Raw genomic sequence first — 15,312 nt, 5'->3', positions numbered from 1 at the left:
TATGACGCGGGATCGTGGGTGCAGATTCAGGGTGCCCCGGTGACGTAGGCGATCGCGGTATCGATCGCCGGCTGACCACCGGCCATGGCGTACCCCGCGAGCGCACCGATGGCGGCACCGGCGACGGTCGCCACGGGCACCGTGATGAAGTCGAGGACGAACAGCCCGAGGGGGAAGCCGAGAACGAATCCGATGGCAGCACCGATCGCCGCGCCCTGGATGATCTCCGGCTGCAGCCGTTGGGTTTCGGCGAAGAACCGCTCCTGCGCGCTGATGTCGCGGACCGGGGTCTCGGATTCGCCGACCGGGGTGAGGGTGAGTCGGGAACCTTCGGCGTCGATACTCGGAGTGAGAGGCACCGCGTGCTCGCCGACCCGCACGACCATCGGCAGCGCTGCCACTACCGCGCCCGAATCATCGGTGATGGCAACGACTTTCGCGTCGTGGACGAGCTCGAAGCGGCCGGTGTCGATGCTGGTGACCACCGCGCGCCGATCGTCGGTCGCGCTGACCTCGTAGTTCACGCCTTTGTCGACCCCACGCAGGCCGAGGGGTTCCGGGGCGGGCGCCGGCTCGGCGTGTCCGATCCCGACTCCCGCGACACCGACTCCCACCGCCAGCACCGCCGCGCCGAACATCTTGCCGAACCTCATCGCGCCATCCTCCTGCTGCCCGCACCGGGCCACGCACGCCCGGTCATCGCGGCAAACTTAGCCGCTGATCAGCTTTTCGGAAAGTTCTACCCCGTCACGACTCGGGCGTCGGGCAAGACCACAACCAACAGTCGTGATCGGCGTACGAATCCACAGTTCAGTGAGCTGGATTCAGAGGGTCCGCACCGACCGGTGGGCGCCGGGCGAAGTCGGGTGCGTGCTCCGGCCGAAGTCCGATACCGCCCAAGTACGCGGTGAGTCCGGCGAGTGCGGGCATCGCGTCGACCACGCGCAGCGGCAGCGGTGCGGCGTCCAGGTCGCCGCGCAGGGCGGGAGCGATCAGCAGCTCGTGTTCGCCACGCTGCGAGCGCTGGGTGAAGCTCGCGGGCAACATCCGCCTGTGCTGCACCTTGTCGAGGTCGGCGGTGCTGACGGTGCCGTCGAGCAGGGGTCGCGCGAGCAGGCGCGCGGCGGCGACGGCGTCCTGGATGGCGAGGTTCACGCCCACACCGCCGACCGGCGACATGGTGTGCGCCGCGTCGCCGATGCACAGCAGGCCGGGCACGTACCAACGTTCGAGCATCCCGACGGTCACCTCGAGCAACTTGACGTCGTCCCAGGACCGGATGTGTGCCAGCGCCTCGCCCGGCCAGTCGAACAGCTCGCCGATCCGATCCCGCAGCCACTGCACGTCGTGCTCGGCCCGTAGCGTTGCGTCGCAACCCTTCTCGATGATGTATCCGGTTTGGTAGTAGTCGCCGCGATCGATCGCCACGGCCGAGTTTCCGCTGGTGAAACGGGTCTGGACGGCTCCACTCGCGCTGTCGTCGACGGCTTTGGGGATGCGGAAGAACCACATGTCCATCGGTACGTCCTCGCTTCGCTGAAGCAGGCCCGCCGACTCTCGTGCCACGGAATCGCGTCCGTCGCAGGCGATGACGAGGTCGGCGCGCAGTGTGTGCGTGTCGCCCGTCGCGTCGAGGTAGCGCACGCCGACGACCGTGCCGGACTCCTTGACGAGCCCGGTGACGGTCGAGCGCATCCGCAGGGTGAACCCGGGTTCGGCAGCGGCAGCCCCGGCCAGCAGGTCGAGGAAATCCCACTGCGGCACCATCGCGATGTGCCGGTAACGGCCGGGGACCCTGGTGAAGTCGGCGGCGACCACCATGCGGTCGCCCGCGTAGACGCGAAGGGTGGTCAGCGCGGACTGGGGGAGACGGGCGAATTCGGTGCCGAGTCCGAGCTGGTCGAGCAGCCGAATCGTCGACGGATGGACGGTGTCGCCGCGGAAGTCGCGCAGGAAGTCGGGGTGCTTTTCCAGCACGGTGACCTCGACGCCCGCCCGCGCCAGCAGCAGGCCCGCCATCATCCCGGCCGGTCCGCCGCCGACGATGCAGCACGTTGTCTTGTCCATCGTTTTCCCCTCCGCCGAAATGTCTACGACGAAGCGTAGTAGTAAATCCTGCTGCCGGTACAGCGAATTCGGCAAACTCCCGACCGCCCCTTGACGTGCCGAGGCGCGAGCGCAATACTGAACTAGATGGTTCAGTATGACTTCCTAGACGCCTCGTTCGGGGCGCTCGCGGACCCCACCCGGCGGGGCATCCTCGAGCATCTCGGTCGTGGGCCCGCCACCGTCAGCGAGTTGGCCGAGCGGTTCGAGATGACGTTGACCGGCATCAAGAAGCACATCGGGTTGCTCGAGGATGCGGGCATGGTGGTCACCGAGAAGCGTGGGCGGGTGCGGTACTGCCGCATCGGCGAGCACGTGTTCGATCGGGAGGTGGCTTGGATGCAGGGTTATCGGCAGATGCTGGAAGCCCGGATGGACCGTCTCGACGAATTCCTGCGACGAACGGAGCCAGAGCAATGAGCACCACAACCAAGGACGCGGTCATCACCTCCACCTCGGACCGCGAAGTGCACATCGAACGCGATTTCGACGCACCGCTGGATCGGGTGTGGGACGCCTACAGCCGCGTCGAGCAGCTGTCGCGCTGGTGGGCGCGCGGCCACGAGGTCGACATCGAGCGCTGGGAGTTCCGCAAGGGCGGCCACTGGCGTTTCGTGGAGCACGAGGGCGACGAGTCCTACGGTTTCGAAGGCCGCTTCCGTGAGATCACCCCGAAGGAGCGGATCGTGCAGTCCTTCGAATGGGACGGTATGCCCGCCCACATCTCGATCGACACGACCACCTTCGTCGACCTCGGCAACGGCCGCACCCGCGTGGTCACCGACAGCATCTTCCACACCGCCGAGGAATGCGCGGGCATGCTCGCCTCCGGCATGGAGACCGGCCTCAACGACAGCTACCGCGCCCTCGACGCCCTGCTCGCCGGAAACCGCTGACCGCGCGCGGAACTCACGACGCGGGCCCGGCTGCTCAGCTGTGCGAGCAGCCGGTCGCGCGTTTACGCGGCTTCAACCGCAGCGGCGGCAGCGGCGGAGCGGGAATCCGCTCCTGCTCCGGATGGTCGACCACCTGCCCGAATCGGCTGGTGTCGTGGGCTTCCCACGCCTCGCGCGCCGCGACGATCTCCTCGTGACTTCGGCCCACGAAGTTCCACCACATCACCAGTTCCTCGGTGAACGGCTCACCGCCGATCAGGGCGAAATGCGCGCGGTCGGTGCTCGTCAAACGCACCTCGGCCCGATCGGTGCCCAGGTACAGCAGCGGTCCGGGACCGAGCTCGATGCCGTCGACGACGACCGTGCCCTCGACGACGAGCACCGCGTGCTCGAATGCGCGTTCCAGCGGTAAGCGCACGTCGGCGCCGGGATCGAGGACGATGTCCGCGCCGACGATCGGCGTATAGGCCTTCGCCGGTGAGGTGACGCCGCCCAGCGAACCGATCAGCACGGTCGCCCGCAGCCCCGGTTCCTCGTATACGGGCAGCTCGCGGTGCTGTTCGAAGTGCGGTTCGACGCCGGTCGCGTTGTCGGGCAGGGCGATCCACAGTTGCAGGCCGTTGCCCGCGTTCGCGCCCGGTACGCCGAACTCCGAATGCGCGATGCCGCGACCGGAGGTCATCAGGTTGAGTTGACCCGGTTCGATCCGCACATCCGAACCCACCGAATCGCGGTGCCGGATCTGCCCGTCGAACGGCCAGGTCACCGTCTGCAGGCCGATGTGCGGGTGGGGCAGGATGTCGGGCGAGGCGCCGGTGCGGGTGACGGTGGGCGAGCCGAACCGGTCGAGGAAACACCACGCGCCGACGGTCGGCAGATCCCGTTGCGGCAGGGTGCGTTCCACGTACACGCCGCGCACGCCGCCGAGCGGGACCTCCCTGGCTGGGTACAGCTCGGTGATCGGACCGGGGCTCGGCGACGGTTCGCACAGCGCCTCGGCGGGGTCGGCCTCGAGGTCGCTCATCCGGGGATGCCCTTGCCGACCACGTGCGCGTCGAACTCGGGGTGCTTGTCGAGCCAGCCGCGGATGAACGGGCAGTGCGGAGTGATGGTTCGCCCGCGCGCGACCACGTCCTCCACGGCGTAGCGGGCCAGCTTGCTGCCGAGGCCCTTGCCGCCGAAGGCGTCGTCGATCTCGGTGTGCACGAAGTCGGTGTCGTTGCCGCGCTCGATGTACTCGGCGAAGCCGGCGAGTTCGTCGCCGTAGAAGATGTCGTAGCGGTTCTTGTCCTGGTTGCGGACGACACGGGCCTGCGACGCGGTGGTCTCCGACATCTTTGCGCTCCTTCCGCACCGCCAACAGGTGCGCTCGTGACTTGGTATACCGACCAACCCGGGCGCGGCGTGAGTATTCCCGGCCGCGCCCGAGCCGATGCTATTCCCGTCCCGCCGAGGTGAACGACATGTCCGCGTACCGTGGGCCCGCCACCTGTCCGGCGATCGGTTCCAGCGTCGCGAGTTCGTCGTCGCCGAGCCGCACCCCGGCGGCCGCGACGTTCTCGGCGAGCCTGCTGCGCTTGCGGGTGCCCGGGATCGGCACCACCGCAAGGCCGTGTGCCTCGGCGCGCGCGTGCACCCACGCGAGGGCGACCTGGGCCTGGGTGATGCCGTGCGCTTGCGCGATCGCCGCCAGCGGTGCGAGGAGTTCGGCGTTGCGTTCGGCGTTGGCGCCGGTGAAGCGGGGCATCCGCTGCCGGAAGTCGTTGCCGCCGAGGCTGTCCGCATTGCGGAACGCGCCGGTGAGGAACCCGCGACCCAGCGGCGAGTACGGCACGAATGTCACGCCGAGTTCGGCCGCGGCGGGCACGGCGGTGCGCTCCACATCGCGGGAGAACAGCGACCACTCCGACTGCACGGCCGCGATCGGGTGCACCGCGTGGGCGGCGCGCAGTTCGTCGCCGGTCACTTCCGACAGGCCGAGCGCGCGCACCTTGCCCGCGGTGACCAGCTCGGCCATCGTGGCGACGGTGTCCTCGATCGGCACGGCCGGGTCGCGGCGGTGCATGTAGTACAGGTCGATGGTGTCGACACCGAGCCTGCGCAGGCTCGCGTCCACGGCGGCGCGGATGTATTCGGGGGAGTTGTCGAAGCCGCGGAACGCCGGATCGTCGGCCTTGCGCACGATGCCGAATTTGGTGGCGATCACCAGCTCGTCGCGGTGCTCGCGGACGAAACCGGACAGGAATTCCTCGTTGTGGCCGGAGCCGTAGATGTCGGCGGTGTCGAACAGGGTCACGCCGAGCTCGAGGGCGTGTTCGAGGGTGGCCCGGGACTCCGCCAGATCGGAGTCGCCGTAGAACTCGCTGATGCCCATGCAGCCAAGACCCTGGATGCCGACCCGTCGACCGTCGGCGCCGAGGGTGGTGGTCGGCAGAGTGGTGCTCATGTATCGGTTCCTTCGCTCGTGTGCGCGGTGAGCGTGACCGGCGGGACCAACTCGGATCGGCCCTCGTACACGGCGATCTTGTAGTCCAGCACGGCCACGGTCTTCTGTAGTTCCGCGATCTTGTCGAGCACGTCGGCCCTGGTCTGCCGGAACATCTCCAGCCGTTGCGGGAAGGTCTGCTCACCCGCCCGCACCAGTTCGGCATACCGGATCATGTCGGCCACCGGCATGCCGGTCGTGCGCAGCCGCGCGATCAGCTCCAGCCACTCCAGGTCGCGATCGCTGAAGCGGCGGTTGCCGGTGTGGTCGCGACCGATGTAGTTCATCAGCCCGATCCGCTCGTACCAGCGCAGCGTGTCGCGACTGAGGCCCGACCGCTCGGCGACCTCGCCGATCGAGTATTTCGGGCGCTCCCGTTCGTTCGCGCTGTCGGTGTGCCGAACCGCTTCCGGATCCATCGTGCTCGTCCCTTTCCGTGGAACTCCACCGACGCTAGCCACCTGGAGTGCACTCCAAGCAAGCCTATTCGCGGGACGAGCCGATCTCAGTTGTACTTCGGCAGTTCCTGTACCGCCCAGCGGTTTCCGTCGGGATCGGCGAAGAACGTGAAAAGGCCCCAGCCCAGATCCTCCACCGGGGTCGCCTCGACGCCCGCCGCGACGAGTTGTTCGTAGGCCTGCTGGGCGCTCGGCACCACCATCTGCATGCCCTCGACGCTGCCGGGAGCAGCCTGGGTGATGCCGCGGCCGATGCAGATCGAGCAGCCCGAACCCGGCGGGGTGAGCTGGACGAAGCGGATGTCGGGGCTCGGCGTGTGGTCGTGGTCGGCGTTGAAACCGATGCTGGTGTAGAAGTCCTTGGCCCGATCGATATCGGTGACCGGGATGGCAACGAGCTCGATTTTCCAATCCATGCGGTCAAGCATCCCACCGCCCACCGACAGAAACGTAGTGTGGATCACATGGCTAAGGAGATCGACCGCATCCGGGCCCGCTCGGCTTGGGAAACGGTGAAGGAGAGCCCGGTGATCACCGCCATCGCGGTGGCACCGGTGGTACTGGTACTCGGCGTGGTCTGGTGGCTGACGAACGGCGTGGTCGCCTTCGTGTTGCTCGCGCTGCTCGGCGTCGGAATCGTGGTCGGGGGCAAGCTGCTGAAGTAGCTCAGCGCGGCACGTGGAAGTGCGTCAGTTCGCCGGTTCCCTGGTCCACTCGCGCCCACGGCCGGTCGAACTCGAGCACCGCCAGCGCCGAGGTGGGGAACTTGCGGCTCAGCTCGGTGGCCGCGTCGGAATCGCGGTTGGTCGCGAGATCCCAAGCGGTCCAAGGAATTCCGGGAACATGACCGACAAGGAGGAGAGTCGAGACAGCATCGTCGGTGAGCTGGATCAGCTCGATCAGGGTGTGCGGGTTCGCCTCGTAGATGTCGTCGCGGTACTCGACGGGAGCGTCGATTCCGGTGGCGGCCAGGGTGAGCCGGGTGCGCTGGGCGGTGGAGCAGCGCACCGCGTCGATCGCCGGCTGGGTGGCGCGCAACCAGTCGCCCGCCAGGGCGGCTTCGCGTTCGCCGCGTGGTGCCAGTGGTCGTTCGTGGTCCTCCACCCCGTCCGGGTACGCCGATTTTCCGTGCCGCATCAGGATCAGGGTCACCGCCATGTACTACACGGTAATCGTGCACACCGGTGAGGTCGCAGTCACACTCGAGGCACACTGAAAGCTGCGTCACTCATACCCGAGGTGACGTCCGACCACACATTTCGAGGATCTGCACCCATGGCCTACGTCATCACGCAGCGTTGTTGCAACGACGCCAGCTGCGTCACCGAGTGCCCGGTCGACTGCATCCGCCCGACCCCGGATCAGCCGGAGTTCGCCACGGCGGAAATGCTCTACATCGACCCAGACACCTGTATCGACTGCGGCGCCTGTGTCGATGCGTGCCCGGTGGACGCCATCTTCTCCGAGGACGATCTCCTCGCCTCGCTCGGCAGGTACCGCGAGATCAATGCCGATTACTTCCGGCGTCACCCGCTGGAGACGAATTTCGATCCACTCGCCACCCCCGTGCGCCCACCGAAGAGTCTCGGCACCCTGCGCGTCGCGATCGTCGGTGCGGGCCCGGCGGCCTGCTACGCCGCCGACGAGCTGTTGCGGCGCAGCGATGTCGAGGTGGAGATGTTCGACCGGCTGCCGACGCCGTGGGGTCTGGTTCGCGCGGGCGTGGCGCCCGATCACGCGGGCACCAAGAACGTCGCGACGATGTTCGAATCGGCCTTCCGCCGCGATACTCTGCAGTACTACCTCAATGTCGAGATCGGCGAACACATCGATCACCGTGAGCTGCTCGAGCACCACCACGCCGTGATCTACGCCGTCGGCGCGTCGAGCGACCGCAAGCTCGGTGTCCCGGGTGAGGATCTGCCCGGCAGCCATTCGGCCACCGAGTTCGTCGCCTGGTACAACGGTCATCCCGATTTCGCCGAGCGCGAGTTCGACCTGTCGGGTGAGCGCGCGGTGATCGTCGGCAACGGCAATGTGGCGCTCGACGTGGCGCGCGTGCTCACCGTCGACCCGGACGAGCTGGCCAAGACCGATATCGCCGACCACGCCCTGGACGCCCTGCGCCGCAGCAACATCCGCGAGGTCGTGATTCTCGGCCGCCGCGGTCCGCTGCAGGCCGCCTACAGCTCGCCGGAGTTCCTGGCGCTCACCCATCTGAAGGGTGTCGACGTGGTCGTCGATCCCGCCGACCTCGAGCTGGACGAGCACAGCCGGGCGATCCTCGACGACCCGAACATCGAACCCTCGCTGCGACTCAAGTATCAGCTGGCCCAGGAGTATTCGACCGGCCGACGCGATCCGGCGAACAAGCGCATTGTCTTCCGCTACCTGGCGACTCCCACCGAGGTGCTCGGTGACGACCACGTCACCGGTATCGAGTTCGCGCACAACGAACTCACCGCCGACCTCGTCGCCACTCCCACCGACCGCACCGAGCGCCTCGACACCGGCCTGGTGCTCCGCTCGATCGGTTACCGCGGCGTCCCCGTGCCCGGCCTGCCGTTCGACGAGCGGCGCGGTGTGGTGCCGAGCGAGCACGGTCGCGTGCTCGCCGATACCCAGCCGCTGCCCGGTGTGTACGTGGCGGGCTGGATCAAGCGTGGCCCGCGCGGCGTGATCGGCTCCAACCGGATCGATGCCGAGGAAACCGTCGAGGCACTGATCGACGACTTCATCGCGGGCAGGCTCACCAATCCGACCGGCGACCGGGCCGCCCTGCGCGCCCTGCTCACCGAACGTCAGCCCGACCTCGTCGATCGCGCCGCCTGGAAGACCATCGACCAGGCGGAAAAGGCCGCGGGTAAAGCCGCAGGCCGACCCCGCGTCAAGTTCACCACCCGCGCCGATCTCCTCAAGGCCGCGAAGGGCTAATCGGACCCGCGGCCGAGAACCGACCAGGCCCACTCGCCTCCGGTTCTCGGCCGCCTGGCAATCGACGAAACAGGCCGAGAACCCCGGTTCCTGCCTCCTGCGTTACGGCAGGGGCATGACCTTGACGACGGTCGTCGTGATCCCACCGACCACGAACCACAACCGCAACACCGGCCGCCCACTCACATCGCCCGGCTCGTACCGCCCGCGCACCGTGATGTGTTCACGCGCCAGCACCGGCGCCACGTACTCGATCACCGCGCGATGCGGCACCGCGAGCAGTTTTGGATAGTCGACGAGGAACTGCTCCACGGCCTGCCAGTAGCAGGCGTTGTTCACGTGGTTGTACTGGTCGATGTCGGTGGCGCGCACCGGGAACGGCACATCGGTGTCGGATTCGCGCGGCGCCGGATCGGTGAGGTAGGGCCGCCACCGCAGCCGGTGTTCGTCGGTGGTGCGGGCCAGATAGGCCAGGCCTTCGTCGCTGATGCGGGCGGGCAGGTTGCTCGACTCGCTGAGGTTGATCCAGAACCCCTCGGTCTCGATCAGGCCGCCGCCCTCGCTGGTGATGCGCACGCGCATGTTCGTCCACCTGGTCGACATGCTCGCGCACCACCGCGTGAGGTGTACGTGATCGGGGAAGACGACCGGGCGGATCACGTCGATGACGGTGCGGCGCACGATCCAGGTGGGATCGGTGCGGTGCAGCGCGGTCTGATGCAGTTCCTCGTAGGCGATATCCTGCAGGTAGCGGGCGACCCCGTCGAAGCGCAGCCGGTGGTACGGGTCCACGTCGCCGGCCCGGACAGGCCACGCCGTGGCGAAACCCGTGCCCTCCTGGGGTAGCGGGGCCAGTGGCTGATCGAGTGACACGTGTGCTCCTTGCGCGGTCCACACAGGTGAGCCGCGACTTCTTGCGTAGTTCTGCCCTCGACTTTACGGTGCGCAGATCACACCCTCACGTCGAGCCGGGACTAGCCCCCACCGGCGTACATGACAAGTGCTGTAGGCGCCCGGTAACCTGCTGGAATGGCCGGCGGGGCGATGGCAGGCGCGATGTTCGGGCGCTATGAGTTGCGTCGGCTTCTCGGAGTCGGCGGTATGGGCGAGGTCTACGAGGCTTTCGACACCACCAAGGATCGCGTCGTCGCGCTCAAGGTGCTCAATCGTGAGCTGGCGGCCGACCCCACCTATGTGCAGCGTTTCCGCCGCGAATCCCATGCGATGGCCAGTGTGCAGGAGCCGCACGTCATCCCGGTGCACGACTGGGGCGAGGTCGACGGTGTGCTCTACATCGATATGCGCCTGGTGCGCGGTTCCGATCTCAAGGAGCGGCTGCAGCAGCACGGCAAGCTGACGCCCGGCGAGGCGGTGCAGGTGGTCGAGCAGATCGCGGCCGCGCTCGATGCCGCCCACGAGCTCGGCCTGGTGCATCGCGACGTGAAGCCGGCCAACATCCTGCTCACGGCCAACCTGTTCGCCTATCTGGTCGACTTCGGTATCGCGCACGGCGCGTCCGATCCGCAGCTCACCAGCGCGGGCAGCGCGGTCGGTTCGATGGCGTACATGGCGCCGGAACGGTTCGAGGACGTGCCGATGACGCCGGCCGTCGACACCTACGCGCTCACCTGTGTGCTCTACGAGTCGCTGGTGGGACGGGTGCCGTTCCCGGTGAACAGTCTCGCCGGCGCGATCGGTTCGCATCAGATGGCACCTCCGCCCCGGCCGAGTGCGGTCGATCCGGCGCTGTCGGCGTTCGACGCGGTGATCGAGCGCGGCATGGCCAAGCGGCCCGAGCAGCGCTACGGCTCGCCGGGCGACCTGGCTCGCGCCGCCCGCGCCGCGCTGGTGCAGGCCGAACGCGACGCGCCCGCAACCGTTCCCGGCCCGCGGGTGACGCCGCTGGTGAAGCAGCCGCCGCCGCGCCCGTTCACCGGGCAGACCCGGGTCACCGGGCCGCAACCACCGCCGCCGACCGCTCCCTCGCCTGCTCAGCCACCCGCCGCGGCGCACCGGTCCGCACCGCAGCAGCCGATCGCCGGTTTCGCGCAGCCCGGGCGGCAGCAGACCAGGATGAGCACCGGCCCCCAGTTCTCCTCGGGTGCCTACGCCCATCCGTCGGAACCGCTGCCCCTTCCGCAGCGGAATTCGGCGACGCCGATTCTCGCCGGTGCGCTCGGCGCGCTGATCGTCGTGGCCGCGGTCGGTGTGGCGGTGTGGGTGATGTTGAGCGTCAACGATTCCGGTACCGATCGCGCAGGTCAGCCGGTGTCCTCGTCCAGTCTGCAGGTGCCCCCGCCGGTGGTGGTGTCGGTCAGCCAGGAAGCGCCAACCGGCGTTCCGCAGGCACCGCCGACGGAGCCGAAAGCGACCACAACCACTGTGCCGCCGTTGAATTCGGCCGTCACCGGCGCCGACGGGCAGGGTTTCCTCAGCGGTGGCCCGCGCTGCAACGACAACGACGCCGCCATGACGATCGCGCGCACCACCACCTCGCGGGTGGTCATCTGCCACACCGGGGCCGACCGCTTCTACTACAAGGGCGTCGCGGTGCGTAACGGCAACGCGATCGAACTCGACGATCCCGTCCCGACCGGTGACGGCGGATTCACCGCGACCAACCCGAGCGATGGAACGCAATACCAGGTCACGCCTGCGGGCCTGACGATCATCAAGAGTGGTTCGGTGCTCTCCAGTGAGGCGATGCTGGAATTCGCCCATCGCTGAGCGTGGCCGGGATATGTTCGACAGGGGTTCGATGTCGAGAGAGGTTTCCCGGATGCGTGCAGCTCAGGTGAGCAAGTTGGAAGGTCCGTCGTCGATCGAGGTCGTCGACCTGCCCGAACCGGTCGCTTACCCGGGCGGTGTCCTCATCGACGTGCACGCCGCCGGGATCGCCTTCCCCGATGTCCTGATGACGCGCGGTCTCTACCAGATGAAGCCGGGTCTGCCGTTCGTCGTCGGCGGTGAGGTCGGTGGCGTGGTGCGTGAGGCGCCCGCCGAGTCCGGGCTGCGTGCCGGTGACCGCGTCGCGGCACTGACCATGCTCGGCAACGGCGTCGCTGAGGTGGCGGTCGCACCCGCCGACGCGGTCTTCAAGCTGCCGGACAACGTGTCGCTCGAGTCGGGTGCGGGCATCCTGTTCAACGACCTGACCGTGCACTTCTGCCTCACCAAGCGCGGCAGGCTGGCCGAGGGCGAGACGGTCCTCGTGCACGGTGCGGCCGGTGGCGTCGGCACCTCGACCCTGCGGCTGGCCAAGGCGCTGGGCGCGGGCCGGGTGATCGCGGTGGTGAGCACCGAGGCCAAGGCGCAGGTCGCCAAGGCCAACGGCGCCACCGACGTGGTGCTCACCGACGGCTGGCTGGCGGCGGTCAAGGACCTCACCGGCGGGCGAGGCGTCGACATCGTGCTCGACCCGGTGGGCGGCGACCGTTTCACCGACAGCATCCGCAGCCTCGCGGGCGGTGGCCGGTTGCTCGTCGTCGGGTTCACCGCCGGCGAGATCCCCACGGTGAAGGTGAACCGGCTGCTGCTCAAGAACGTGGAGGTCGTCGGCGCGGCCTGGGGTGAATGGGTGATGACCCACCCCGGCTACCTGGCCGAACAATGGGCCGACCTGGAGCCGCTGTTCGCCTCCGGTGCCGTCACGGCGCCGGAACCGGTGCTCTACCCCCTGGAACGCACGGCCGAAGCCGTTGCGGCCCTGGACAACCGGACCGCGACCGGCAAGGTCGTCGTACAACTGCGCTGACTCGGTGTGAGGTTGTCGGACCGCCGGGGTAGCGTCCGGTTCGTCGCCGGGATCGAAGGAGCGCGCCGTGCAGTTGTCGAATCGGGTACTGAACCGGACGCTGCTCGCGCGGCAGCACCTCCTCGAACGGTCCACCCTGAGCACACCGCAGATGTGCGAGCATCTCGTCGGGTTGCAGGCGCAGGATGTCCCGCCGCCGTTCATCGGTTTGTGGAGCCGGACAGTCGATTTCGACCCCGACACGGTGTCGCGCGGATTGGACGACCGCACGCTGGTGCGGATCACCCTGATGCGCGGCACCATCCACCTCGTCACCCCGCCCGACGCCCTCCGCATCGCCCCGCACATCCAGCCCGAACTCGAAAAGGTGCCCTTCCGTAAGGGTTTCAACTACGGGGCCATGGTCGGACTCGACCCCGAGCAGGTCCGTGCCGACGGGGAGGCGGTGCTCGGCGACGAACCCATGTCGGCCGCCGACCTGCGCGCCGAAGCCGCCATCCGCTACCCGGATCGCGATCCGGGCGCGGTGTCGCAGACCTGGCTCTACCAGCTCCCGGTCCTGCAGACCCCGCCGCGTGGCCGCTGGCGCGACAACAGCCGACCCGTCTGGTCGCGGGTGCAGCCGTGGCTGGGCGCCCCGCTCGACCCGGGCTATCCGGTGGCCGAACTGATCCTGCGCTACCTGCGCGCGTTCGGGCCGGCCTCGACCATGGACATGCAGACCTGGTCGCGCTTACCCGGTATGAAACAGGTGGTCGCCGACCTGGGTGACCGCGTCCGCACCTACACCGACGAGCGCGGCCGGACCCTCTACGACGCCGCCGAACTCGAACTCGCCGACACCGACCTGCCCGCCCCGGTGCGCCTGCTCGGCTGGTACGACAACGCGCTGCTCTCCCACCAGGACCGCAGCCGCGTCATCGGCGAAACCATCGCCCCGCGTTCCTTCGGTGCCAATGTCTCGCCGGTCCTGATCGACGGCTTCACCGCCGGGGTCTACAAAGTCTTCGTGAAGTCGGGAACCGCCCGCCTCCGCGTGAGCCCTACCCGTGCATGGACGAAAGCCGAAGTGGCAGAGGTCGAATCGGAGGCCACTGCCCTGCTCGCGTTCTTGGAGCCGGAATCCGCCCCGGTCGTCGAGATCCTCGCCCCCGAGGCCGACCTCCGTCCGTGACACGGCTTTAACGCCGGGGAAATACCGGATTCCTAAGGTCGGTCCTACGACGTTCATGGCTGCAACGGACGACGTGCTCGGCCGAACCCGGCGAGCGAACCAGCCGCAACCGAAAGGGTGCGCGCATGGGTTCGTCCGTGGTCATTACCGATGTCACCGTCTATACGCCGCAGGGGTGGCAGCCTGGTGAGGTCGTCGTCCGCGACGGCCGGGTCGCCGCATTGCGGACAGACCAGGAGCACGCGGCGCTCCCACGCTTCGACGGTGCGGGCGGCTATCTGCTTCCCGGCTTCGTCAACACCCATACCCACCTGCAACAAGCGGTACTTCGTGGCGTGGGGGAAGGGCTGCCGCTGCTGGAATGGTTGCGCTGCGTCGGCGAGCACACCGTCGCCGCCACTCCTGAACAGACCTACCTCTCGGCTCTGGCCGGTGGCTCGGAACTGCTGCGCAGCGGGGTGACAACGGTCGTCGAGCACCTGTGGCCGAACCCGTCCGACCAGGTCCACCAGGCCGTGATCCGCGCGCTCGACGAGCTCGGCATCCGGGTGGTCCTCGGGCGCGGCATCGCCGACCGCGCCGACGTCACCCGAAAATGGGGCCTCGACCCGCGCCTGATGCAACCGCTCGACGAGGCGTTCGCCCATATCGACGCACTCGACCGGCAGCTGGCGGGCTCGCGCATCACCACCGCGCTTGCCGTGCCCAACCCGCGCTGCCTCACCCCCGACGGCATGGCGGCGGCCCGCGCCTACGCCGAGTCGACCGGCAAGACGGTGTCGATCCACGTCCTCGAGACCACCACCGACGACGACATGTGCCGCCTGCACGCCGGTATGGGCGCCGTCGACTACCTCGACACCAACGGCTTCCTCGGGGAGCGCACGCTCGCCGTGCACTGTGTGAACCTCGACGCGCACGGTCGCGCGGTCTTCGCCGAGCGCGGTGTCACCGTCTCCTACAACCCGATCTCGAACATGCGCCTCGGCAGCGGCATCGCCCCGATCGGCGACATGCTGGCCGCCGGGATCGACGTGACCCTCGGCGTCGACGGCGCGGCAAGCAACGACACCCAGGACATGCTCCTGACTCTGCGCCTGGGCGCGTATCTGCAGCGTGCCGCACACCGGCGCGCCGACCTGTTCGGCATCGATCGCATGTTGCACATGGCCACGGGTGCGGCCGGTCGGGTGCTCGGCGGACCGGTACACACCGGCATCGCCGTCGGCGACCGGGCCGACCTCACCCTGGTCCGCTTCGACCGCGACTTCGCCTGTCTTCCTGTGCTCGACCCCGGCGCGACCCTGCTGACGACCGCTTCACCGCGCGTGGTCGACACGGTCTGGGTCGACGGCGAGGCGGTGATCCGCGACGGCCGCAGCACAAGGGTCGACACCGATGAACTGACTCACCGCCTGATCCACATGCGATGAATGTTAATCCAGCGGAAACAGCTCACATATTGCATGTAATCAAGCAAGTCCACACTGAATTCATTCACATGT

At 68.2% G+C, this 15,312-nt stretch carries 17 protein-coding genes; 8 read left to right on the top strand and 9 right to left on the bottom strand.

The genetic code is table 11. The features are described 5' to 3' along the window. Window positions 1-26: 26 nt before the first annotated feature. Together NCO8_RS20920 and NCO8_RS20915 are read right to left on the bottom strand one after the other, a co-directional pair. The gene (locus NCO8_RS20920; protein ID WP_067641861.1) at window positions 27-653 is read right to left on the bottom strand and encodes a DUF8020 domain-containing protein; all 627 of its coding nucleotides are present in this window, start codon (window positions 651-653) and stop codon (window positions 27-29) included. Between the two features lie 157 nt (window positions 654-810). Then, entirely contained in the window at window positions 811-2,067 is a 1,257-nt protein-coding gene (locus tag NCO8_RS20915) for an FAD-dependent oxidoreductase (RefSeq protein ID WP_067641860.1), read from the bottom strand. Window positions 2,068-2,193: 126 nt separating this feature from the next. On the opposite strand from NCO8_RS20915, the gene NCO8_RS20910 reads away from it, so the two are divergent. Next, window positions 2,194-2,526: an ArsR/SmtB family transcription factor gene (locus NCO8_RS20910; RefSeq protein WP_067485870.1), complete on the top strand. Its 333-nt coding sequence runs from the start codon at window positions 2,194-2,196 to the stop codon at window positions 2,524-2,526. After that, complete coding sequence (locus NCO8_RS20905) at window positions 2,523-3,002, top strand: SRPBCC family protein (protein ID WP_067485115.1); 480 nt, start codon at window positions 2,523-2,525, stop codon at window positions 3,000-3,002. Before NCO8_RS20910 ends, NCO8_RS20905 begins: the two co-directional genes overlap by 4 nt. Window positions 3,003-3,036: 34 nt before the next feature. Here the strand turns inward: NCO8_RS20905 and NCO8_RS20900 are convergent, their stop codons facing one another. The 5 genes from NCO8_RS20900 to NCO8_RS20880 form a co-directional block, all read right to left on the bottom strand. Continuing rightward, window positions 3,037-4,026 (bottom strand): pirin family protein, encoded by a 990-nt coding sequence (locus NCO8_RS20900; RefSeq protein ID WP_067641859.1) that lies wholly within the window; start codon window positions 4,024-4,026, stop codon window positions 3,037-3,039. Continuing rightward, window positions 4,023-4,337 (bottom strand): GNAT family N-acetyltransferase, encoded by a 315-nt coding sequence (locus tag NCO8_RS20895; protein WP_067641858.1) that lies wholly within the window; start codon window positions 4,335-4,337, stop codon window positions 4,023-4,025. Before NCO8_RS20895 ends, NCO8_RS20900 begins: the two co-directional genes overlap by 4 nt. Window positions 4,338-4,437: 100 nt before the next feature. Next, complete coding sequence (locus NCO8_RS20890) at window positions 4,438-5,448, bottom strand: aldo/keto reductase (RefSeq protein ID WP_067641857.1); 1,011 nt, start codon at window positions 5,446-5,448, stop codon at window positions 4,438-4,440. After that, on the bottom strand, window positions 5,445-5,906 hold the full coding sequence (locus NCO8_RS20885) for a MerR family transcriptional regulator (RefSeq protein ID WP_067641856.1): 462 nt from the start codon (window positions 5,904-5,906) through the stop codon (window positions 5,445-5,447). The genes NCO8_RS20890 and NCO8_RS20885 overlap by 4 nt, the downstream gene beginning before the upstream one ends. Before the next feature lie 86 nt (window positions 5,907-5,992). Beyond that, the gene (locus NCO8_RS20880; protein WP_067642096.1) at window positions 5,993-6,361 is read right to left on the bottom strand and encodes a VOC family protein; all 369 of its coding nucleotides are present in this window, start codon (window positions 6,359-6,361) and stop codon (window positions 5,993-5,995) included. Window positions 6,362-6,409: 48 nt separating this feature from the next. Between NCO8_RS20880 and NCO8_RS20875 the strand changes: the two genes are divergently transcribed. After that, a complete protein-coding gene (locus tag NCO8_RS20875) occupies window positions 6,410-6,610 on the top strand; it encodes a hypothetical protein (RefSeq protein ID WP_067485129.1) in 201 nt (66 codons plus the stop codon). A 1-nt stretch (window position 6,611) separates the two neighbouring features. Here the strand turns inward: NCO8_RS20875 and NCO8_RS20870 are convergent, their stop codons facing one another. Continuing rightward, the gene (locus tag NCO8_RS20870) at window positions 6,612-7,103 is read right to left on the bottom strand and encodes a SixA phosphatase family protein (protein ID WP_067641855.1); all 492 of its coding nucleotides are present in this window, start codon (window positions 7,101-7,103) and stop codon (window positions 6,612-6,614) included. A 117-nt stretch (window positions 7,104-7,220) separates the two neighbouring features. On the opposite strand from NCO8_RS20870, the gene NCO8_RS20865 reads away from it, so the two are divergent. Further along, window positions 7,221-8,879, top strand: coding sequence for an FAD-dependent oxidoreductase (locus tag NCO8_RS20865; RefSeq protein ID WP_067641854.1), 1,659 nt, complete (start codon window positions 7,221-7,223; stop codon window positions 8,877-8,879). Window positions 8,880-8,981: 102 nt separating this feature from the next. Here the strand turns inward: NCO8_RS20865 and NCO8_RS20860 are convergent, their stop codons facing one another. Next, on the bottom strand, window positions 8,982-9,752 hold the full coding sequence (locus tag NCO8_RS20860; protein WP_067485874.1) for an acyl-[acyl-carrier-protein] thioesterase: 771 nt from the start codon (window positions 9,750-9,752) through the stop codon (window positions 8,982-8,984). Between the two features lie 156 nt (window positions 9,753-9,908). Between NCO8_RS20860 and NCO8_RS20855 the strand changes: the two genes are divergently transcribed. The 4 genes from NCO8_RS20855 to NCO8_RS20840 all read left to right on the top strand — a co-directional run bounded on the left by NCO8_RS20855 (window position 9,909) and on the right by NCO8_RS20840 (window position 15,240). Next, on the top strand, window positions 9,909-11,606 hold the full coding sequence (locus tag NCO8_RS20855) for a serine/threonine-protein kinase (protein WP_067641853.1): 1,698 nt from the start codon (window positions 9,909-9,911) through the stop codon (window positions 11,604-11,606). A gap of 52 nt (window positions 11,607-11,658) precedes the next feature. After that, window positions 11,659-12,633 carry an NADPH:quinone oxidoreductase family protein gene (locus NCO8_RS20850; protein WP_067641852.1) on the top strand — a complete coding sequence of 325 codons (975 nt, stop codon included), beginning with the start codon at window positions 11,659-11,661 and terminating at the stop codon, window positions 12,631-12,633. A gap of 67 nt (window positions 12,634-12,700) precedes the next feature. Then, complete coding sequence (locus NCO8_RS20845; protein ID WP_067641851.1) at window positions 12,701-13,807, top strand: winged helix DNA-binding domain-containing protein; 1,107 nt, start codon at window positions 12,701-12,703, stop codon at window positions 13,805-13,807. A gap of 125 nt (window positions 13,808-13,932) precedes the next feature. Continuing rightward, window positions 13,933-15,240: an amidohydrolase family protein gene (locus NCO8_RS20840; protein WP_067641850.1), complete on the top strand. Its 1,308-nt coding sequence runs from the start codon at window positions 13,933-13,935 to the stop codon at window positions 15,238-15,240. Window positions 15,241-15,312 lie beyond the last annotated feature (72 nt).

Origin of the sequence: Nocardia coubleae NBRC 108252, from assembly GCF_001612805.1 — a bacterium.
Classification (GTDB): domain Bacteria; phylum Actinomycetota; class Actinomycetes; order Mycobacteriales; family Mycobacteriaceae; genus Nocardia; species Nocardia coubleae.
The sequence above is the reverse complement of the archived record's forward strand: the minus strand, read 5'-3'. Positions and strand labels throughout refer to the sequence as shown.